The organism is Microbacterium arabinogalactanolyticum, from assembly GCF_030268005.1.
Lineage (GTDB): Bacteria > Actinomycetota > Actinomycetes > Actinomycetales > Microbacteriaceae > Microbacterium > Microbacterium arabinogalactanolyticum.
Genome location: NZ_BRZC01000003.1, coordinates 70,905 through 90,300 on the forward strand (window position 1 = coordinate 70,905; position 19,396 = coordinate 90,300).

Genomic DNA, 19,396 nt, shown 5'->3' on the forward strand with positions numbered 1-19,396 from the left:
CCTCACCCTGCGCGCAGGATCTCGACGGCCCGGCCGACGCGCCGCGCGAGTCCCTCTACGCTGCCCTCGGGCAGGTCATCGACCGGCCACCACGCGACGCTCTCGCTCTCGTCGCTGGCGACGGGCATCGCATCCGGCTCAGCGCGGAACGCGTAGCCGACGTCCCAGTGCACCCGGCAGGTACCGAATCGCGACGAGAGGGCGTGCCGGTCGAGGTCGACGGGGGTGCCGAGCAGGGGTGTGAGTGCGTCCAGCCCGCTCTCCTCGCGGGCCTCGCGCAGCGCGGCATCGGCCAGCGACGCATCGGACTGCTCGAGGTGACCGCCCAGCTGCACCCAGAAGCGCCCTTTCCCGTGGAAGCAGAGCAGCACGTGCTCCAGCGCCGCGTCGAAGAGGAGCGCGCTCGCCGTCAGGTGCTGGGCCGTCGACGTCTCACGGTGCGCGTGCGCGGGATCGTCGGCGAAGTCCACGTACTCCTGCCACAGGGTCCGATCGGCCTCCCGGAGCGGAGTCCACGAGCGGAGGGCGGCGGCGGAATCCTCGGCGACGGTCACCACCTCAGCGTAGGCCGGTCACAGGGTCTCGCCCGCCAGGAAGTGCCAGCCCAGCCACCACCACACCACGATCACGGCGATCCGCACGGACCGGTCCTCGAGCAGCCGGTCGAACAGCTCCGTGACGGTCGCCTCCGCATCCCGTAGCCGGATGCGCCAGGATGCCAGGATCAGCCCTGCCGCGCAGAGCAGGAAGAACGCGGTGCTGAAGATCATCCGCTGCGCCGTCCCCTCAGCACCAGGAACGCGCCGCAGCTGAGCCAGGCGCCGGCGAAGACCGCCTTGCCGAGCTCCGTGTCCAGCAGCGGATCGACGAGGTCGCTCAGCGCGAAGCTCGGCTGCGTCGGCGCGATCCGGCCGGCGATGAACTGCGCCAGTTCCCACAGGCATCCGGCCACCAGGATCACCGCCCACGCCACGGCGAGCCGTCGCAGCCCGGGCGTCCAGGCGCGGCGAACGGATGCCGCACCTGGCCAGCTCGCGACCAGCGCGGCGACGCCGGTGACCAGCACCGCGACGATCATTCCGGTGCTGTGCCGCGGCAGCAGCGCGACCGCCGCCGCGAGCACCGTCGCGGCGAACACGACGAGGTCCGGCCGCGGCCGATGCGCCCCGTGCGACGGAAGCAGGATGCTGCAGCAGACGAGCGCGATCGCGACCAGGAACACCGCGGAATCGAACCACTCCCCACGCACGAGCTGGGCGACTCCGATCAGCACCAGGATGACGAGCCAGCACACCACCGGCCAGCGCACGGGCGCGCGCCGTGCCGCAGCATCCGATCCACGCTCCATCTCAGCTCCACCCGCATGCTAGTCACCTCGGCGACGCGGCACGAGTCCCTCTCCCTCGGCCGAGACTTCCGCCAGGTGAAAGGGCCTTTCCGGAACGCGCGAGCGGTGGAAACCTGGACGCATGAGCCTCCCCCGCGACGACATCGATCCCGACGGCCTGCTGGAGTACTCGGTGGTCTTCACCGATCGCTCCCTCAACCACATGTCGGCCCGGTTCGTCGGCATCATGCAGCAGACGCTCGCCATCCTGCGCGAGACCTACGGCGCCGACAGCGCGGCGGTCATCAACGGCGGAGGCAGCTACGCCATGGAGTCCGTCGCCCGTCACCTCGCCACCGGCAGGAAGGCGCTCGTCGTCCGCAACGGACTGTTCTCCTACCGCTGGTCGCAGATCCTCGACGCCGGATCCATCGCATCCGCCGTCACCGTCTGCCAGGCGCGCCCCGACAGCGACGAGCCGCAGGCCGCCTGGAGCCCCGCTCCGATCGACGAGGTCGTCGCTGCGATCCGCGCCGGGCGCCCCGACGTCGTCTTCGCCCCGCACGTCGAGACCGCCGCGGGCATCCTGCTTCCGGACGACTACGTCAGTGCGCTCGCCGACGCCGTGCACGAGGTGGGCGGCGTGCTCGTGCTGGACTGCATCGCCTCCGGCGCGATGTGGGTGGACATGCGTGCGCTCGGCGTCGACGTGCTGCTGAGCGCCCCTCAGAAGGGCTGGAGCGGTTCGCCCGGCGTCGGGTTCGTCATGCTCAGCGAGAAGGGCCGGGATGCTGTGGCATCCGGCACGCCGACCAGCTTCGCCCTCGACCTGAACCGGTGGCTCGCGATCTCGGACGGCTATCGCGACGGCAGGGCCGGGTACCACGCGACCATGCCCACCGACACCATCGCCCGCAACCTCGCGCAGATGATCGAGACCCGCGACCGCGGCCTGGAGAGCCTCCGCGCGGCGCAGATCGAACTCGGCACGCGCGTGCGCGCCCTGCTGGCCGAGCGCGGCCTGCCGTCCGTCGCGGCATCCGCCTTCGCCGCACCCAGCGTGGTCGTCGTGCACACCACCGACGAGGGCCTGCGCACCGGGGCGAAGTTCAAGGCCCAGGGACTGCAGATCGCCGCCGGCGTGCCGCTGCACTGCGACGAGCCGGAGTCGTTCTCCACGTTCCGGATGGGGCTGTTCGGGCTCGACAAGCTCGGCGACGTCGACGGCACCGTGGCACGTCTGGAGGCGGCACTCGACGCGATGCAGGTCTGACGCGTTTTCCACGGCCCCCGCCCGCGCGAAGTCGCACGGAGGTCAATAGAGTGGAGGCCCCTGCAGAGATGGGAGCCGGAGATGTCGGAGAAGATCGTCGTCGGTGTGACCGACGCACAGGCAAGCCGTCGAGCGGTCGACTGGGCGGTGTCGCGCGCCACCGCACGCGGGCAGTCCATCGAGCTGCTGGGCGTCGTCGGGGGTGCCATCGGAATGGTCGGCGAGGGCATCGTCATCCAGGCGGCGACCGAAGCCACCGATCAGCTGCTCGCCGAGGTCGCGGACCGGATCCGGGCCGACGGGCTCACCGTCACGACGCGGACCGCGCTCGGCGACCCGGTCTCGACGCTCATCGAGGCATCCGAGCACGCGGCTCTGCTGGTGATCGGCAGCGACTACCGGGGCCCGGGCCAGGGACCTGCACGCGGATCGCACGGCATCCGCATCGCCGCCGGCTCGCACTGCCCTGTCGTGGTGGTTCCCGACTTCGACCTGGAGGACGGGCGCCGCGGAGTGGTCGTCGGCGTCGACGGATCGCCGGTCTCCGAAGACGCGATTGCGTTCGCCGCGGCGGAGGCGGATCGTCTCGGAGAACCGCTCACCGCCGTGATCGTCTGGACCCCGATCGCCGCTCCCCGCAACGCGCTGATGACCACATCCGCCGGCTACCGCCAGGGGATGGAGCAGGCGTCCCGCGAGGCGCTCTCGCTGTCGCTGGCGGGCCTGCGCAGCCAGTACCCGGGCCTCGAGATCGTGGAGGCCGTCGCGGAGGGATTCCCTTCCGCGGTCATCAACGACCTCGCCGAGGAAGCGCGACTCACGGTCGTCGGGAGCCGAGGCCACGGCATCGTGCGCCGCTTCCTGCTCGGGTCGATCAGTCACGAGGTGCTGCAGCGGCTCGCATCCGTCACGGCCGTGGTGCGCTGACGGCGGCGCTCAGCCGACGGATGCCAGGGCGTGCGGCGCGTTGTTGAGCCGCACGCACCCGTTCGCGGTCACCACCACGATGTCCTCGATGCGGGCGCCCCACTCGCCCGGGAAGTAGATGCCCGGCTCGATGCTGAAGGCCATGCCCTCGCGCAGCGGAAGGTCGTTGCCCGGCGCGATGTACGGCTCCTCGTGCACCGAGACGCCGATGCCGTGACCGGTGCGGTGCAGGAACGCCTCACCGAGTCCGGCATCCGCCAGCACCTGCCGTGCCGCGGCGTCGACCTCGTGCGCGGTCACGCCGGGACGCACCGCGTCCACCGCGGCCTGCTGCGCGCGGACGAGCACCGCGATGCGCTCGGCCTGCTCCGCGGTGGGCGAACCGACCACGTACGTGCGCGTGCTGTCGGAGTTGTAGCCGCTCGGCACCGCCCCGCCGATGTCGACCACGACCACGTCGCCGTCCTCGATCACCCGATCCGAGACCTCGTGGTGCGGATCGGCGCCGTTCGGGCCGGAGCCCACGATCACGAACTCCACGGTCTCGTGTCCCTCAGCCCTGATCGCCTCGGCGATGTCGGCCGCCACCTCGCGCTCGGTGCGCCCCGCGCGCAGCCAATCCGCCACCCGACGATGCACGGCGTCGATGGCGTCGCCGGCCCGGCGCAGCTCCGCGACCTCGTCGGCATCCTTGATCATGCGACCCTCGCGCAGCACGGGCGTCGCCAGCTCGAGCCGGGCGTCCACCCGATCCCCGATCGGGATCACGTGCAGTGCGGGGAGGGCATCCGACACCGCGATCCTCCCGCCCGCCGCGGGCAGCGCGCCGACGACCAGCGCATAGGGATCCTCGCCGTCGACCCAGTCGGCGATCCGCACGCCCAGCTCGCCCGCCGCGGTGTCGCGCACCTTCGCGAGCTCCATGCGCGGCACGACGATCGTCGGCTCGAACCCGGGGCCCAGCACCACGGCCGTGAGGCGCTCGATCGTGTCGCCCTCCACACCCAGCAGATAGCGCAGGTCGGGGCCGGGACCCACGATCACGGCGTCGATGCCGGCTTCGGCGGCCAGGGCTCCGGCCCGCTCGAGGCGGGCGGCGTAGACGGATGCGGGGAAGGGAAGCGAACTCACGCGCTCCACGCTACCGCCGCATCCGCACGCAGGACAGGTGTCAGGACGCCGCGATCCGCACGCGCTCTGCCAGGAAGGCGAGCTGCTCGGCGCCCAGCGCGGTGACCGCATATGCGGTGGGCCAGATCGCGCCATCGTCGAGGTTCGCGGCCTGCTCGAACTCGAAGGTGGAGTAGCGCACCTTGAACTTGGAGCGCGGCTTGTAGAAGCACACCACCTTGCCGGCTTCGTTCGCGTACGCCGGCATGCCGTAGTACGTGCGCGGCACCAGATGCGGGGCGGCCTCCCCGACCATCGCGTGCAGCGCCTCTCCGAGCGCCCGGTCGTCGTCCGGCATGTCGGCCAGCTTCGCGCGGACCTCGGCCTCGCCCTCCCGACGCACCTCGTCCGGATCCTTCTTCGCCCGCGAACGGGCCGTGCGGCGCTCGCTCGACGCCGCCTTCATCGCCGCGCGCTCCTCGTCCGAGAACACCACGGTCTTGTCCTGCTCAGCCATGTCGGCCTCCTTCGTGTCTGATCCCACGCTAGAAGCCACGTCGTCACCGCGCTTCTCGATTCCTGATCGGATGCCACGGCCCGCCCGGACTCCGCATGGCGGGACGCCCGGGATGCACGCGGGAACCGGCGCTACTGTGAATCCATGGATCTGCGCGTCGCCGCCTACGCCGTCGTCACCGACGATGAGGACCGCATCCTGCTCGCACGCTGGACCGAGGGGCGCCGCGTCGCCTGGACCATGCCGGGCGGAGGACTCGAGGAGGGCGAGGACCCCGAGGTCGCGGTGCGGCGTGAACTGCGCGAGGAGACCGGCTTCCACATCGAGACGACCGAGCTGCTCGGCATCCACTCCCGCGTCATCCCCGGCTCTCAGCGCGTGCACCGGGAGCGCACACCGCTGCACACCATCCGCATCGTGTACCGGGCCGAGATCACGGGTGGGCGGCTGCGCTTCGAGCAGAACGGGTCCACCGACATGGCGGCGTGGTTCACGATCCCTGAGGTGGCGGAGCTGCAGCGCGTGAAGCTCGTGGACATCGCGCTGCGGATGGCTGGAATCATCTAGTCATCAGACAACCGGGTGGGTCAGAATGGGGAGATGGTCGACAAGCTCTCCCCCGTCTCCGCCGTCCGCAACGTCCGTCCCTGGGGCGGTGAGCTCAGCGACATCCTCATCGACGGCGCCACGATCTCGCAGGTCGTCGCGGCGTCCGGTGCTCCGATCGGCGACGGTGAGATCGACGGCCGCGGCCTGCTCGCCATCCCCGGCATCGTCAACACCCACGCCCACATCGACAAGTCGTGGTGGGGCCTGCCGTGGCAGTCCTACGGGGGCGTCCGCAGCACCGACGGACGCATCCAGCACGAGCGCGCGCACCGCGACGAGCTCGGCATCCCCAGCGTCGAGATCACCTCGCGCGTGCTGGCCGAGTTCGTCAAGCATGGCACCACCGCCATCCGCAGCCATGTCGACGTCGACCTCGGACTCGGCCAGCGCGGCATCGAGGCCGTGCGCGAGGCCGTCGCCGCCTATGAGGGCGGAATCGCCTGCGAGATCGTCGCGTTCCCGCAGGACGGCGTGCTGCGCCGCCCGGGGGTGCTGGAGCTGCTCGCGGATGCCGCGAAGGCCGGCGCCGAGCACATCGGCGGCCTCGACCCGGCCGGCATCGACAAGGACCCGGTCGGACAGATCGACGCGATCTTCGCCCTCGCCGCCGAGCACGGTGTGGGCATCGACATCCATCTGCACGACGGCGGATCGCTGGGCGCCTTCCAGTTCGACCTCATCATCGACCGCACCCAGAAGCTGGGTCTGCAGGGCCGGGTCAACATCGCGCACGGTTTCGCGATCGTGGATGCCGACGACGCGCGCCGCCACGACCTGCTGCAGCAGATGGGCGAGCTCGGCATCTCCATGACCACCGTCGCCCCGCTGCGGATGAAGCAGTTCGGCCTGCACGAGTTCGCCGAGGCCGGCGTGCGCTTCGGCTTCGGCACCGACGGCATCCGCGACCTGTGGGGCCCCTACGGCACCGGCGACACCATGGGCATCGCCTGGCAGTTCGCGCGCAGCTCCGGCGTCGTCTACGACGACGATCTGCGTCGCGTCGTCGAGCTGGCGACCTCGCTGGGCGCACCGTTCGCGGGCGTGGAGAAGAACGACCTCACCCCCGGGTCGCGAGCGGATGTCGTGCTCGTCGACTCCGAGAACACCATGGACGTGCTCGTGCGCACGCTCCCCCGCGAGGTCACCGTCGGCGGTGGCAAGCTGCTGTATCAGCGCTGACGGTCAGTCGCGGGGCTGTTCGGGCTCGGAGATGTCGGCGACCGTGGCGCCGTAGGCGCGGATGAGGTCGTCGGCGTCCACGAACAGGCTGTACCCGTGTGCGCCCGCGCCCATGGCGATGCGACGGCCGACGATGGTCTGGTCGGCGAACACCGGCCAGTCGGTGGTGCTGCCGATGGGAACGATGGTGCCGCGCTCGTAGCCGGTCGCGGCCAGCGCCAGCTCGGGTTCGGGCAGGCGCAGCTTGTTCACGCCGACGGTCGCGCGCAGCTTGGGCCACGAGATCGACCGCCCGCCGGGCACCAGGGCGAACAGGTAGGTGTCATCCGAGCGCTTGACCACCAGCGTCTTGACGATGTCGGATGGCTGCAGGCCGAGCAGCTCGGCTGCCTCGTGCAGGCTGCGGGCGGCAGGACGCTCGCGGATCTCGATCTCGAGTCCGCGAGCGGATGCTGCTGCCCGAACCCGCTCGTGCGGGTCGGCCATGCTCAGGCGTTCGGCGTCGACAGCGGGTCGTCCGCGACCCACAGCTCGTCGTCCGCGCGCAGCGCCTGCCAGGCGGCCACGACCACGCCGATCGCCGCGGCGGCGCCGAGGACCAGTGCCACGACGGAGCCGAGTCCCATGGTCTTCTTCTTCGGTGCCGGTCGGTGCCCGATGCCCAGGTCGTAGCGCTTCTGATTGGCGACGTCCCACGCCGAGAGCGCGGTGCCGACGACGCCGCCCACGATCGGGACGACCTTGTCGTCGACGACGTGCTTGCCGATCTTCAGCCCGCGGTCGACCGTCGGGGCGACCTTGCGGCTGTAGGCGTCCTGCACGACCGGCACGACCTGCTCACGGTTGAAGTTGCCGAGCTGGCGGCCCGCCTCGCGGGCGATGTCCGCGGCGTGGCCGACGAGCACCTGCTGCGCCTCCCACAGCTGTCCTGCATCATCCTGAAGCTTGCGCAGTTCCTTCTTGCGCTTGCGGCTGAGGTTCACGTTGCTCTCCCGTCGGTCGGAGTCCGTTCGTGTTCATCTTGCCATGCGAGGCTGGATGCGGGCAGGGATCTGGCGCTGACGGCGAACATCTGCGATCATGCCAGCCCGGTCAGAGGTCGCTCTGCGAGAATGTCACCATGCCTCACGCTTCTCACGTCGCAACCCTGCACACCAACCACGGCGACATCGTCGTCAACCTGTTCGGCGACCACGCCCCGAACACGGTCGCCAACTTCGTCGGCCTGGCCGACGGCACCAAGGACTGGACGCACCCCGCCACCGGCAAGCCCGGCGAGGGCCCCCTGTACAAGGACGTCATCTTCCACCGCATCATCCCCAACTTCATGATCCAGGGCGGCGACCCGCTCGGTCAGGGTGTCGGCGGCCCCGGCTACAACTTCAACGACGAGATCAACATGGAGCTGAACTTCAACGAGCCCTACATCCTCGCCATGGCGAACGCCGGCCTGCGCCGCAACGCCATCACCGGACAGGTCGAGGGCACCAACGGTTCGCAGTTCTTCATCACCACCGACCCGACCCCCTGGCTGCAGGGCAAGCACACGATCTTCGGCGCCGTCGCCGACGAGGCCTCCAAGGCCGTCGTCGACGCCATCTCGGCCGTGCCGACCGCCGCGGGCGACCGCCCGATCGAGCCGGTCGTGCTGCAGTCGATCGACATCGTCCAGGCCTGAGAGCGCGAGCCGATCCGGATGACGAACCCAGAGTTCACGAGCAATCGCGACAACTTCTGCTACCGGCATCCGGATCGGCAGAGCTTCGTGCTCTGCCAGCGCTGCATGCGCACCATCTGCCCGGAATGCCAGACGCAGGGACCCGTCGGTGTCATCTGCCCGGAGTGCATGAAGGCGCAGCGCAAGGCGGAGTCCCCCGCCCAGCGCCGCGCCCGTCGCGCCTGGGGCCGCGGTCCCGTCGCCATGGCCGGCCGCGGCGGCCGGCCGATCGTCACCTACGTGCTGCTGGCGATCACCACGGCCATCGGCCTGCTGCAGCTGCTTCCGGGCGTCGGGGCGCAGATCACCAGTGCGCTGCTGTTCAACGCCGTCTACCTCTATCCCGACCTCTCCGGCTTCCCGTTCGAACCGTGGCGCCTGCTCACCTCGGTGTTCGTGCACGGCGGCATCCTACACCTCGGGCTCAACATGCTCGCCCTGTGGATGCTGGGTCAGACCCTCGAGCCGATGCTCGGCCGCGGCCGGTACCTCGCGCTGTATCTCATCAGCGGTCTGGGCGGCTCGGTCGCCGTCGCGCTCATGGCGCCGGGCACCTCGACGGTCGGCGCGTCGGGCGCGCTGTTCGGCATGATGGCAGCCCTGCTCATCATCGGGCGCCACATCGGCGCCAACGTCACCGGCATCCTCGTGGTGCTGGCCATCAACTTCGCCTATGGCTTCATCGTGTCCGGCATCGCCTGGCAGGCCCACCTGGGCGGCCTGATCGTCGGCGCCCTCATCGCGCTGATCTACATCAACACCAAGCGCCGCGACCAGCGCACCTGGCAGATCGTCCTGCTCTCGGTACTCACAGTCCTGGTGCTCGGAGTCGCCGTCGCAGGCAACTGGATTCTCGCTTAAGGCTGATCAACGGTTGTTAACAGGGTTATCCCCCTGTGTGAATAACACCGGTGTAATTCTCCCCAGCCTGTGGATAACTCTGGGGAGAACCCCTGTGGAAAGCTGTGGGCGGATGCTGGGGCGGGCGCAGAGATGTCATGGGTTGCCGGGAGCGGGGAGGTTCCCTGCGCTCGCAGAACGGGTGCCCCTCCCGCTTCGCGGGTCCCTCCCCGATGCTCGCTCCGGGAACCTCCCCGCTCCCTCACGTTCCTGTGTGCGCTGTCCAGCAGGAGCTCTTGTGGGGCGGGATAGGGCAGGGACGGAAAAGGCCCCTCGCGGAGCGAGGGGCCTTTTGCACGTGCGGGCGGACTGGCGTCAGCGCCAGCGGGTGGTCATGAGGAAGCCGACCAGGGCGATGGCCAGGCCGATGCCGAGGTTCCAGCCGCCGAGGCCGGGGATCGGGTACAGCGAGCCGGAGATGTAGTACACCAGGATCCAGGCGAGCCCGAGCAGCATGAAGCCGACCATCACGGGCTTGAACCAGACGGCGTTGGGGGCGGCGTCGTCGACGCCCTCGGGGCGGTCGACGGGCTCTTCGGGTACGCGAGATCGTGCCATGGGGATCAGTCTAGCCGGGCCGAATAGACTTCCCCTCATGCACGCTTCCGCGCCGACACGCCGTACCCGGCGCGTGGCGGGTCGCTCCCGCGCGACGGTCACGAGCGTGCTCGGTGAACTGCTGCTCACGGCCGGCGTGATCGTGCTTCTCTTCGTGGCCTGGCAGATGTGGATCGGCGACGTCATCATCAACGCCCAGAAGAACGCCGAGGGCGCGGCGACCATCCGCCAGTGGGCCGAAGCCCCCGCTCCCGAGCCGCCGCCGCTGGTCGAGGAGGCGGACGGCACGACCAGCTATGCGCTGCCCGTCCTGCGGCATCCGGCCGACGGCCAGCGCTTCGCGATCATGCGCATCCCCCGGTTCGGTGCCGACTACGCCAAGGACATCGCCGGCGGAACCAGCCGCGCACGCACGCTCGACCGGATCGGCATCGGCCTGTACACGCAGTCGAAGATGCCCGGCGAGGTCGGCAACTTCTCGCTCGCCGGCCACCGCACCACCTGGGGCAAGCCCTTCAATCAGCTCGACAAGCTCAAGCTGAACGACGCCATCGTCGTGGAGACGCCCGATGGCTGGTACACCTACCGCTTCCGCACGCTGGAGTACGTCAAGCCCACCGAGGTCGACGTGCTCGACGACGTGCCGCAGATGCCCGAGCAGCAGACGGGCGAGCGCTACATCACCCTCACCGCCTGCTCGCCGCTGTACTCCCTCGCCGAGCGCATCGTCGCCTACGGCGTGTTCGAGGGCTTCCAGCCGCGCGCCGACGGCCCGCCGGCATCCCTCGCCCCCGTCGAACCCGCCACCCCGTCCCTCTGAGGAGAACCACCGATGTACGCAGCACTGTGGCGGCTCCTGCCCGGCCCCTGGTGGGTGCGCCTGATCATCCTGCTCGCCCTGCTGGCCGCGGTGCTCTACGCGCTGTTCTTCTGGGTGTTCCCCTGGATCAGCCCGCTCATCACGCCGGGAGAGGTCGACGTGGAATGAGCGTGCGGGTACTGGTGGTCGACAACCACGACAGCTTCGTGCACACCCTCATCGGGTACCTGCGCGAACTCGGCGCCGTCGTGACGATGGTGGAGGCGGATGCCCTGGACGAGAACGACCTCGATCCCGGGCTGGACGCCCACGACGCCGTGATGATCTCCCCCGGCCCCGGCACCCCCGCGGACGCGGGGGCCTCGCTGGCCGTCGTGCGCGCGGCGGGGGAAAGGCGGATGCCGCTCCTGGGCGTGTGCCTGGGGCATCAGGCCATCGGCGAGGCGTTCGGCGGGACGGTCGCCCGAGCGCCCGAGCTCATGCACGGCATGGTGTCGCAGGTCACCCACGACGGGTCCACCCTGTTCCACGGCATCCGCTCTCCGTTCGCCGCCGGGCGGTACCACTCCCTCGCCCTGGTCGAGTCGGATCTCCCCGCCGAACTGCGGGTCACCGCACGCGCTGAGAACGGCACGATCATGGCCGTCGCCCATGAGAGCCTGCCGATCCTGGGCGTGCAGTTCCACCCCGAGAGCGTGCTCACCGAGGACGGGCACCGTCTGCTGGGCAACTGGCTGGCGAGCGTGCGCTCAGCCCCGGATGAGCGGGATCAGCCCGCGGTGCAGTAGCTCAGGCCGACCGTGGAGAGGATCGGCACCTCACCGGGCGAGACCGTCATCGACAGCACGGTGTTCGGCGACTGACCCTCGGTGCAGGCGCCGACTTCGGTCGGGGTGACCGTCAGCGACAGCGCCTCGAGCTTCTTGGTCGCGGCATCCATCGTGAAGCCGGTCATGTCCTCGACCGTCACCTTGCCGTTCGCGACCACCAGGTTCACGGTCGTCCCCGGCGCGACCTTCGTGCCCGCCTGCTGGCTGGAGTGCAGCACGGTGCCCGCTTTGGCGGTCGGATCGTTGGTCTGTTCGATCGTGCCGAGCACGAGCCCGTTGTCCTTGAGCACCTTGGTCGCGTCGTCCTGCGACAGCCCCTCGATCACGGGCATGTCGATGGTGTCGGCGCCGGTGGACACGTACACGATGATCGACTCGCCCTTGGAGACCTTCGCATTCGTGCCGGGTTGCGTGCGGATCACGTGATCCACCTCGAAGTCCGCACTGGACTCGTGGCGCACGTCGGCGACCAGCCCGGCGTCCTTGAGCTCGGTCTTCGCCTTGGCGACGGTCAGATCCACCAGGTTCGGCACGGTCACCGACGATGACGGCGTCTCCGGCGGGCGCATCGACAGGCTCACGACCCAGAACAGCACCGACACCAGCAGCACGGCGAGCAGCGCGACGCCGGCCCAGATCCACGCCACAGGGGGCCCGGACTGGGTGCGGGTCATGGTCGTGTCGGTGCTCAGCTGCCGCAGCGATCGGGCCGTCTCCTGCGCCTGACGGGGGCTCGACCCGTACAGCTCGCTGGTGAGGGCGCCGATCTCCTTCTTCGTGGGCGCGTGCCCCGTCGTGATGCCCTGCAGGGCCATGCGGAACGAGCCGGCGTCGGGGAAGCGCTGATACGGGTCCTTGGCGAGAGCGCGCAGCACCACGGCATCCAGCGCACGGGGAAGCTCCTCGTTCACCTCCGACGGCGGAACCGGCGTCTCGCTGACGTGCTGGTACGCGACCGCCACCGGGGAGTCGCCGCGGAACGGCTGCCGCGCGGTGAGCATCTCGTACAGCACCACGCCCGTGGAGTACAGGTCGGTGCGCGAGTCGACCGACTCGCCCTTCGCCTGCTCGGGCGAGAAGTAGGCGGCGGTGCCGATGATCTGCGTCGTCTCGGCGACGGTCGACGACGAGTCCGACACCGCGCGGGCGATGCCGAAGTCCATCACCTTGACGGTGCCCTTGTCGGTGATCATCACGTTGCCGGGCTTGATGTCGCGGTGCACGACGCCGGCGCGGTGCGAGTAGTCCAGCGCCTCGAGGATGCCGTCGGTGTAGCGGATCGCGTCCTCGACCGACAGCGGCCCGCGGGCGATGACGTCCTTCAGCAGCGTGCCGTGCACGAGCTCCATGACGATGTAGGGCTCGGTCTCGCCGTTCGCACCGGGGGCGGCGCCCGGGTCGCCGGCGTCGAAGACGCGGACGATCGACGGATGCGACATGCGCGAGGCGGCCTGCGCCTCCAGGCGGAATCGGGTGCGGAACGCCGTGTCGCGCGCGAGCTCGGGGTCGAGGATCTTGATCGCGACCTCGCGGCCCAGGGTCAGGTCGTATCCGCGGTGCACCTGGGCCATTCCGCCCTTGCCGATCACCTCATCGACCCGATAGCGGTCGGCGAGAATGCGCGGCTCTGTCGTCACGTCCCGTCTCCCCCTGATGCCTTGAAGTCTCCTGTCAGATTACCCGCTGCAACCTGATCAATTGGCGGGAGGCGGCGTGATCCCCTCGGTCGGCAGGGGCGATCCCGGCTGGATGCCGGTGGACGTGCCCGAATTGGACATGCCCGAGGCGCGATCGCCGCAGAACGCCCGGTAGGTGGCCGTCACGGTCTTGCCCGCCGAGCCCTGGTCGACGACGATCACGGCGGAGCCGGTGCCCGGCTTGAAGCTCGTGGTCGTCGACCCGTCCTTGAACTTCGCGTTCGTGATGGTCACCTCGTACGACGACAGCGCGTCGGTGCCGGAGGGGCAGACGTAGGCGTTCCAGTTGACGGTCGCCTCCTCGCCCTCGGTGAACGTCCCGGAGAAGGTGGGCGCGGAGGAGGGCGCGGGGATCGCGACCTGGTCGGCGTAGTACTTCACCCGGATCGTGGCGGGAGGGGTGACATTGCCGCTGTCCACCAGCTCGTAGATCTGCCCCTGCTCGGCCTCGGATCCGGCAGGGTTCCCGGCGACGCAGTCCAGCGTGAGGTCCTTCGCCGCGAGCACGGTCTTCGCCGCGTCGCAGGTCATGCCGATCAGGTTCAGCGACTCGATGTTCACCGGCTCGGCGGTGTCCTGGGTCGGTGTGTTCGACGGGGTCGTGACCGGCGCCGAGCTCGACGTCTTGACCGGCTTGTCGTCGCCCTGGTTCAGGAGCAGACCCAGCAGGGTGCCGCCCAGCGCGATCACGAGCAGCGCGATCAGCGCCACCAGCGGCCACGTCCACGGGCTGCGCTTCTTCTTCTGCGTCTGCTCCTCGGCATCCGCCTGCCCCGTGGGCAGCTGAGCCGTGGTCGGCAGGATGCTGGTGGCCTGACCGTCGCCCATCCCAGTGAGGATGCGCGTCGCGTCGTCGGCGTTCGCGACGCCGATGCCGGCGATGGCGGGCACGGCGATCGCGGCCGAGTTCAGGTCACCGCGGCGCAGCGCCTGCGCGGCGCGCGACACCGTCGCGGCCGAGGAGGGCCGGTCGGCTGGCTTCTTGGCGATCATCGCCATGACCAGGTTCTGCACCGGCTGCGGCACGGTGGAGGGCAGCGGCGGCGGCTGCTCGTTGATCTGCGCCATCGCGATGGCGACCTGCGACTCGCCCGTGAACGGGCGCTTGCCCGCCAGGCACTCGTACGCGACGATGCCCAGCGAGTACACGTCGGTGGCCGGCGATGCGGCGTGGCCGGAGGCCTGCTCGGGCGACAGGTACTGCACGGTGCCCATCACCTGGCCGGTGGCGGTCAGCGGCACCTGGTCGGCGATGCGCGCGATGCCGAAGTCGGTGATCTTCACGCGGCCGTCGGGCGTGATCAGCAGGTTGCCCGGCTTGATGTCGCGGTGCACCAGCCCGGCGGCGTGCGCCGCCTGCAGGGCGGATGCCGTCTGCGCGACGATGTCGAGCGTCTTGTCGGCGGAGAGTGCTCCGTCGCGCTCGAGGATGGTGGACAGCGCCTCACCGGGCACGAGCTCCATGACGAGGAACGCGGAGCCGTTCTCCTCGCCGTAGTCGAACACGCTCGCGATGCCCTCGTGGTTGACGAGCGCGGCGTGGCGGGCCTCGGCGCGGAAGCGCTCCAGGAAGCCCGGGTCGCCCATGTACTCGTCCTTGAGGATCTTGATCGCGACGGTGCGTCCGATGACGTGATCCGTCGCCTCCCAGACCTCACCCATGCCGCCGATCGCGATCCGCGACTGCAGCTCGTAGCGACCACCGAACGACACACCCTGCGTCGGCCTCATCTGCCCAGCACCGCCTCTATGACTTTCTTCGCAATCGGGGCGGCAATACCGTTGCCGGAACCCGACTGTCCTCTTCCACCGCCGTCTTCGACGACGACTGCCACCGCAACCTTCGGATTCTCCGCCGGTGCGAAACCTGTGAACCACAGCGTGTACGGGTTGGATCCGTTCTGCGCCGTGCCCGTCTTTCCGGCGACATCGACGCCGTCTATTCTTGCACCCGTCGCCGCCCCGGAACTGACTCCCTGCACCATCACAGAGGTGAGAGCCTTGGCCTGGTCGGCGGGCATCGCCTGATCGAACGCCTCGTCGGTGTACTGCTTGTACACCGAGAAGTCGTCGCGGATCACCGCATCCACCATCCGCGGCTTCATCACGGCGCCGCCGTTGGCGATCCCGGCGGCGACCATGGCCATCTGCAGGGGCGTCGCGGTGACCTGTCCCTGACCGAATCCGGTCAGCGCGGTCTGCGGGTCGTTCAGCCCCTCGGGATACTTCGAGGGCGTGGCCTTCAGCGGGATCGCGAACTCGGAGTTGAAGCCGTACTTCTCCGCCGTCTCGCGGATCGCCTTGTCGCCCAGCTCGGCCGCCAGCTCCGCCATCGGGATGTTGCAGCTGCGGATGATCGCCTGGGCGATCGTCGTCGTCTCGCCCTCACCGCAGGTGGTGCCCGAGGCGTTGGAGATCTGGGTCGAGGTGCCGGGCAGCGTGTAGCGGGCCGGATTCGGCAGCGTGGAGTCGAGCGTGTACTTGCCCGAGTTCAGCGCGGCGCTCGCGACGACGAGCTTGAACGTGGACCCCGGCGGGTTGAGGTTGCCGGCGATGGCACGGTTGTACAGCGGCTTGGTCGGGTCGGCGACCAGCGCGTCGTGCTCGGTGTTCACGGCCTTCGCATCGTGCACGGCCAGCTTGTTCGTGTCGAAGCCGGGGGTGGATGCCATGGCCAGGATGCGTCCGGTGGACGGCTCGATCGCGACGACAGCGCCCTGCAGGCCCTGCAGCGCGTCCCAGGCTGCGCGCTGCGCGTTGGCGTTCATGGTGAGCTTCACGCTCAGACCCTGCTGCGGCTGACCGGAGAGGATGCGCTCGATCTCGGCGACCAGCGAGTTCGAGGTCGTGCCGGAGAGCTCGGCGTTCAGCGCGCTCTCGATGCCGGTGGAGGACTGCAGCACCGGGTTGAAGTAGCCCGTCACGGGCGCCCACATCGCGGCATCCGTGTAGACCCGCTGGTACTGGTACTTGTCGTCCGTCGGCGCTGAGCTGGCGATCGCCGAGTCGCCGACCAGGATCGATCCGCGCTGGATCTGGTAGCTGTCCAGCCGGGTGCGCGTGTTGGCCGGGTTCTGCGCCAGATTGTCGGCATCCATCACCTGGATCCAGCTGGTGGCCAGGAACAGCGACAGGAACATCGCCAGGATCACGAAGCTGAGGCGCCTGAGCTCTTTAGTCATGCGAACACCTCCGCGGTTCCTGAGCGAGCGGAGCGAGACGAAGGGTGGTCATCCGATCACCACCCGGGGCTGGCGGCGCACGCCGTCGCTGATGCGCAGCAGCAGCGCGACGATGAGCCAGTTGGCGACCAGCGACGATCCGCCGGCGGCGAGGAACGGCGTGGTCAGGCCGGTGAGCGGGATGACGCGGGTCACACCGCCGACCATGATGAACACCTGCAGCGCGATCGTGAACGACAGCCCGGTGGCCAGCAGCTTGCCGAAGTCGTCCTGGCCGGCGAGCCCGATGCGCAGACCGCGGCTGACGAACACCATGTACAGGCAGAGGATCGCGAACAGGCCGACGATGCCGAGCTCCTCGCCGAGGCTCGGGATGATGTAGTCGCTGTTGGCGAGCGGGGTGATCTGCGGACGGCCCTGACCCCAGCCGGTGCCGATCAGGCCGCCGTGCGCCAGGCCGAAGATGCCCTCGACGAGCTGGTAGCTGCCGCCCTGCGCCTGGATGATGTCGGGGTTGAACGCGTCCAGCCAGTTCGTGAACCGGCGCTGCACGTACGCGAGCACACGGGTGGCGAGGAACGCGCCGATGCCGACGCCCGCCAGGCCGATCAGCACCCAGCTGGTCTTGCCCGTGGCGACGTACAGCATCGCGATGAACATGCCGAAGATCAGCACGCCGGTGCCGAGGTCGCGCTGGGTGACGATGATCAGCAGGGAGATGATCCACACGACCAGCACCGGGCCGAGCTCGCGCATCCGCGGCCAGGTCATGCCGAGGAACCTGTTGCCCACCGAGCTGAGGCTCTCGCGGGTGCGCACCAGATACCCGGCGAAGAAGATCGCCAGGCAGATCTTGGCCAGCTCGCCCGGCTGGAACGAGAAGATGCCGCCCAGCGACACCCACACGTCGGCGGTCGCGCCCCTCGCCTTCAGGCCGGGGATGAAGGGCAGGATCAGCAGCACGATGCCGGCGAGGCCGAAGATGTACGTGTACCGGTAGAGCACGCGGTAGTTGCGCAGGGCGATGACCAGCGCGATCACGCCCGCCAGGGAGATGGCGGTCCAGGCGAGCTGCTTGTTCGAGAACGCCGGCCAGCCGGACAGCTGCTTGGCGATGTCGATGCGGTAGATCATCGCGATGCCGAGACCGGTGAGGGTCGTCGCGATCGGCAGCACGAAGGGATCGGCGTCGGATGCCACGACGCGCAGCACCACGTGCACGGCGAAGACCAGCACGGCGAGACCCCCGCCGATCACGAGGATCATGGGGTCGATCGCGCCCAGCGCGCCGAGCTGCACGAGCGTCAGGGACGCTCCCGAGATGGCGATGGCGAACAGCAGCAGCCAGAACTCCCGGTTGCGCTGCTTCTGCGGCATCCGGATCCGTTTCAGCGCCTTCAGGACGCTGGTGTCGGCGGCGACGTCGGTCATGGCGTCGGCACCTCCGTCTGAGTGTCGGAAGGCGTCGGGGTGGGCTCGGGCGCAGAGGGCGTCGGCGTCGGGATCGGCACGGGAATGGGCGGGAGGGCGCTCTGCCGCAGTCGCTCCGTGATGGCGATGGCATCCGCCAGGGAGCGTGCGTTGATGGTGCGCTCGACGGAGTCGCGCTGGTACGAGGGCAGGTCGGCCAGCAGGATGAAGGTGTCCTTCACCTCGGTGGAGAGCTTGATCGGCCCGAGATCCTGCTGGATGCCGCGGTAGATCACCACGCTGTCGTCGTCGGCGCCGACGAAGTAGCGCGTCTGCGTCCAGTTGTAGGCGAGGATGCCGCCGCCGATCAGCGCGAGCACCGCGACGAGCAGGCCGGCCAGCCAGGCGATGCGCCGGCGGGTGCGGCGGCGCTTGTCCTCTTCGATGATCTCCTCGAAGTAGTCGGAGTCGGGCTCGAAGTGGCTGGGCTCGTTCGCAGCCTGCAGCACGGGGTGCAGCCAGCCGGTCAGCGAGCTGCGCGGCGGAGCGACCGGGAGGCTCGACGGGTTGGATGCCGCGCCGACGACCGTGGGGGTGCCGGAGGAGAGCGGATGCGCCCCGCCCACGTCGACCAGCACGACCGTCACGTTGTCGGGCGCACCGCCGTCGAGGGCCTGCTTGAGCAGGTTGTCGGCCGTGCGGCCCGGGGCGAGGCCCTGGCCCATCGCCTTGGCGATGTGCGCCTCGTCGACCACGCCGGACAGGCCGTCGGAGCAGAGCAGCCAGCGATCGCCCGGATGCGTGGGCATGACGAACATGTCCAGGTCGGGCGCGATGTCCATGTCGCTGAGCACGCGCATCAGCACCGAGCGCCGCGGGTGGTAGCGGGCCTCTTCGAGCGTGATGCGGCCGGAATCGACCAGCCGCTGCACGAACGTGTGATCGGTGGTGATCTGGGTGAGCGCGTCGTCGCGGTACAGGTAGATGCGCGAGTCGCCGATGTGGCCGATCACCGCGTGGTCATCGACCATCACGATCGCGCTGAGCGTCGTGCCGAGGCCCGCCAGCTCGGGTCGCTCCTTCGAGGCGCGGACCAGGTCGGATGCCGCGGTCGTGGCGGCCGCCTGCAGCGAGGCCTGCGCGTCGTCGGTGGACGCATAGGGGTGGTCGAGGCCCTCCATGCGGCCGATCGCGATGCTCGAGGCGACGTCGCCGCCCGCGTGCCCGCCCATGCCGTCGGCGACCACGAACAGGTTCGCCCCGGAGTACCCGGAGTCCTGGTTGTTGGAGCGGACCTTCCCGGTGTGGGAGATCGCGGCGCTCGAGCCCTCGAAGACCAT

22 protein-coding genes are annotated in these 19,396 nt (G+C 69.6%); 9 read left to right on the forward strand and 13 right to left on the reverse strand.

Going from position 1 to position 19,396, the window contains the following annotated elements:
• Positions 1-2: 2 nt before the first annotated feature.
• From MIAR_RS02730 to MIAR_RS02740, 3 genes are read right to left on the reverse strand one after another with little or no spacing between them, the layout of a single operon-like run.
• On the reverse strand, positions 3-554 hold the full coding sequence (locus MIAR_RS02730) for an NUDIX hydrolase (protein WP_285630920.1): 552 nt from the start codon (positions 552-554) through the stop codon (positions 3-5).
• Between the two features lie 18 nt (positions 555-572).
• Positions 573-770 (reverse strand): DUF6186 family protein, encoded by a 198-nt coding sequence (locus tag MIAR_RS02735; protein WP_285630923.1) that lies wholly within the window; start codon positions 768-770, stop codon positions 573-575.
• Positions 767-1,348, reverse strand: a complete 582-nt coding sequence (locus tag MIAR_RS02740) for a hypothetical protein (RefSeq protein ID WP_285630926.1) — start codon at positions 1,346-1,348, stop codon at positions 767-769. Before MIAR_RS02740 ends, MIAR_RS02735 begins: the two co-directional genes overlap by 4 nt.
• 121 nt (positions 1,349-1,469) lie before the next feature.
• On the opposite strand from MIAR_RS02740, the gene MIAR_RS02745 reads away from it, so the two are divergent.
• Both MIAR_RS02745 and MIAR_RS02750 read left to right on the forward strand, forming a co-directional pair.
• Positions 1,470-2,600, forward strand: a complete 1,131-nt coding sequence (locus tag MIAR_RS02745; protein WP_285630928.1) for an aminotransferase class V-fold PLP-dependent enzyme — start codon at positions 1,470-1,472, stop codon at positions 2,598-2,600.
• 81 nt (positions 2,601-2,681) lie between these two features.
• Complete coding sequence (locus MIAR_RS02750; protein ID WP_285630931.1) at positions 2,682-3,527, forward strand: universal stress protein; 846 nt, start codon at positions 2,682-2,684, stop codon at positions 3,525-3,527.
• 9 nt (positions 3,528-3,536) lie between these two features.
• Here MIAR_RS02750 and MIAR_RS02755 read toward each other — a convergent pair whose 3' ends face one another.
• Positions 3,537-4,658, reverse strand: coding sequence for a M24 family metallopeptidase (locus MIAR_RS02755; protein ID WP_285630934.1), 1,122 nt, complete (start codon positions 4,656-4,658; stop codon positions 3,537-3,539).
• A gap of 40 nt (positions 4,659-4,698) precedes the next feature.
• A complete protein-coding gene (locus tag MIAR_RS02760; RefSeq protein WP_285630937.1) occupies positions 4,699-5,154 on the reverse strand; it encodes a hypothetical protein in 456 nt (151 codons plus the stop codon).
• A 144-nt stretch (positions 5,155-5,298) separates the two neighbouring features.
• On the opposite strand from MIAR_RS02760, the gene MIAR_RS02765 reads away from it, so the two are divergent.
• The gene (locus MIAR_RS02765; RefSeq protein WP_285630940.1) at positions 5,299-5,721 is read left to right on the forward strand and encodes an NUDIX hydrolase; all 423 of its coding nucleotides are present in this window, start codon (positions 5,299-5,301) and stop codon (positions 5,719-5,721) included.
• A 33-nt stretch (positions 5,722-5,754) separates the two neighbouring features.
• Positions 5,755-6,942: an amidohydrolase family protein gene (locus MIAR_RS02770; protein ID WP_285630943.1), complete on the forward strand. Its 1,188-nt coding sequence runs from the start codon at positions 5,755-5,757 to the stop codon at positions 6,940-6,942.
• A 3-nt stretch (positions 6,943-6,945) separates the two neighbouring features.
• Here the strand turns inward: MIAR_RS02770 and MIAR_RS02775 are convergent, their stop codons facing one another.
• Together MIAR_RS02775 and MIAR_RS02780 are read right to left on the reverse strand one after the other, a co-directional pair.
• Complete coding sequence (locus MIAR_RS02775; RefSeq protein WP_285630946.1) at positions 6,946-7,428, reverse strand: aminoacyl-tRNA deacylase; 483 nt, start codon at positions 7,426-7,428, stop codon at positions 6,946-6,948.
• Between the two features lie 2 nt (positions 7,429-7,430).
• Entirely contained in the window at positions 7,431-7,925 is a 495-nt protein-coding gene (locus tag MIAR_RS02780; protein ID WP_285630949.1) for a DNA helicase, read from the reverse strand.
• A 137-nt stretch (positions 7,926-8,062) separates the two neighbouring features.
• Here MIAR_RS02780 and MIAR_RS02785 point away from each other — a divergent pair, with 137 nt between their 5' ends.
• Positions 8,063-8,620, forward strand: coding sequence for a peptidylprolyl isomerase (locus MIAR_RS02785; RefSeq protein WP_285630953.1), 558 nt, complete (start codon positions 8,063-8,065; stop codon positions 8,618-8,620).
• Positions 8,621-8,638: 18 nt separating this feature from the next.
• The gene (locus tag MIAR_RS02790; protein WP_285630956.1) at positions 8,639-9,520 is read left to right on the forward strand and encodes a rhomboid family intramembrane serine protease; all 882 of its coding nucleotides are present in this window, start codon (positions 8,639-8,641) and stop codon (positions 9,518-9,520) included.
• Between the two features lie 354 nt (positions 9,521-9,874).
• Here the strand turns inward: MIAR_RS02790 and MIAR_RS02795 are convergent, their stop codons facing one another.
• Positions 9,875-10,117 carry a cell division protein CrgA gene (locus MIAR_RS02795; RefSeq protein WP_285630961.1) on the reverse strand — a complete coding sequence of 81 codons (243 nt, stop codon included), beginning with the start codon at positions 10,115-10,117 and terminating at the stop codon, positions 9,875-9,877.
• 37 nt (positions 10,118-10,154) lie between these two features.
• On the opposite strand from MIAR_RS02795, the gene MIAR_RS02800 reads away from it, so the two are divergent.
• The 3 genes from MIAR_RS02800 to MIAR_RS02810 are packed head-to-tail and all read left to right on the forward strand — an operon-like array spanning position 10,155 to position 11,725.
• Positions 10,155-10,937, forward strand: a complete 783-nt coding sequence (locus tag MIAR_RS02800) for a class E sortase (protein ID WP_285630964.1) — start codon at positions 10,155-10,157, stop codon at positions 10,935-10,937.
• Between the two features lie 12 nt (positions 10,938-10,949).
• On the forward strand, positions 10,950-11,105 hold the full coding sequence (locus MIAR_RS02805) for a hypothetical protein (protein WP_285630967.1): 156 nt from the start codon (positions 10,950-10,952) through the stop codon (positions 11,103-11,105).
• On the forward strand, positions 11,102-11,725 hold the full coding sequence (locus MIAR_RS02810; protein WP_285630970.1) for an anthranilate synthase component II: 624 nt from the start codon (positions 11,102-11,104) through the stop codon (positions 11,723-11,725). Before MIAR_RS02805 ends, MIAR_RS02810 begins: the two co-directional genes overlap by 4 nt.
• Here MIAR_RS02810 and pknB read toward each other — a convergent pair.
• The 5 genes from pknB to MIAR_RS02835 are packed head-to-tail and all read right to left on the reverse strand — an operon-like array spanning position 11,707 to position 19,396.
• Complete coding sequence (pknB, locus tag MIAR_RS02815; RefSeq protein WP_285630972.1) at positions 11,707-13,404, reverse strand: Stk1 family PASTA domain-containing Ser/Thr kinase; 1,698 nt, start codon at positions 13,402-13,404, stop codon at positions 11,707-11,709. The genes MIAR_RS02810 and pknB overlap by 19 nt on opposite strands.
• A 57-nt stretch (positions 13,405-13,461) precedes the next feature.
• Positions 13,462-15,195, reverse strand: a complete 1,734-nt coding sequence (locus MIAR_RS02820) for a protein kinase domain-containing protein (RefSeq protein ID WP_285630976.1) — start codon at positions 15,193-15,195, stop codon at positions 13,462-13,464.
• Entirely contained in the window at positions 15,192-16,646 is a 1,455-nt protein-coding gene (locus MIAR_RS02825) for a peptidoglycan D,D-transpeptidase FtsI family protein (protein ID WP_285630979.1), read from the reverse strand. The genes MIAR_RS02820 and MIAR_RS02825 overlap by 4 nt, the downstream gene beginning before the upstream one ends.
• 48 nt (positions 16,647-16,694) lie before the next feature.
• Positions 16,695-18,077 carry an FtsW/RodA/SpoVE family cell cycle protein gene (locus tag MIAR_RS02830; protein WP_285630982.1) on the reverse strand — a complete coding sequence of 461 codons (1,383 nt, stop codon included), beginning with the start codon at positions 18,075-18,077 and terminating at the stop codon, positions 16,695-16,697.
• The gene (locus tag MIAR_RS02835; protein ID WP_285630985.1) at positions 18,074-19,396 is read right to left on the reverse strand and encodes a PP2C family protein-serine/threonine phosphatase; all 1,323 of its coding nucleotides are present in this window, start codon (positions 19,394-19,396) and stop codon (positions 18,074-18,076) included. Before MIAR_RS02835 ends, MIAR_RS02830 begins: the two co-directional genes overlap by 4 nt.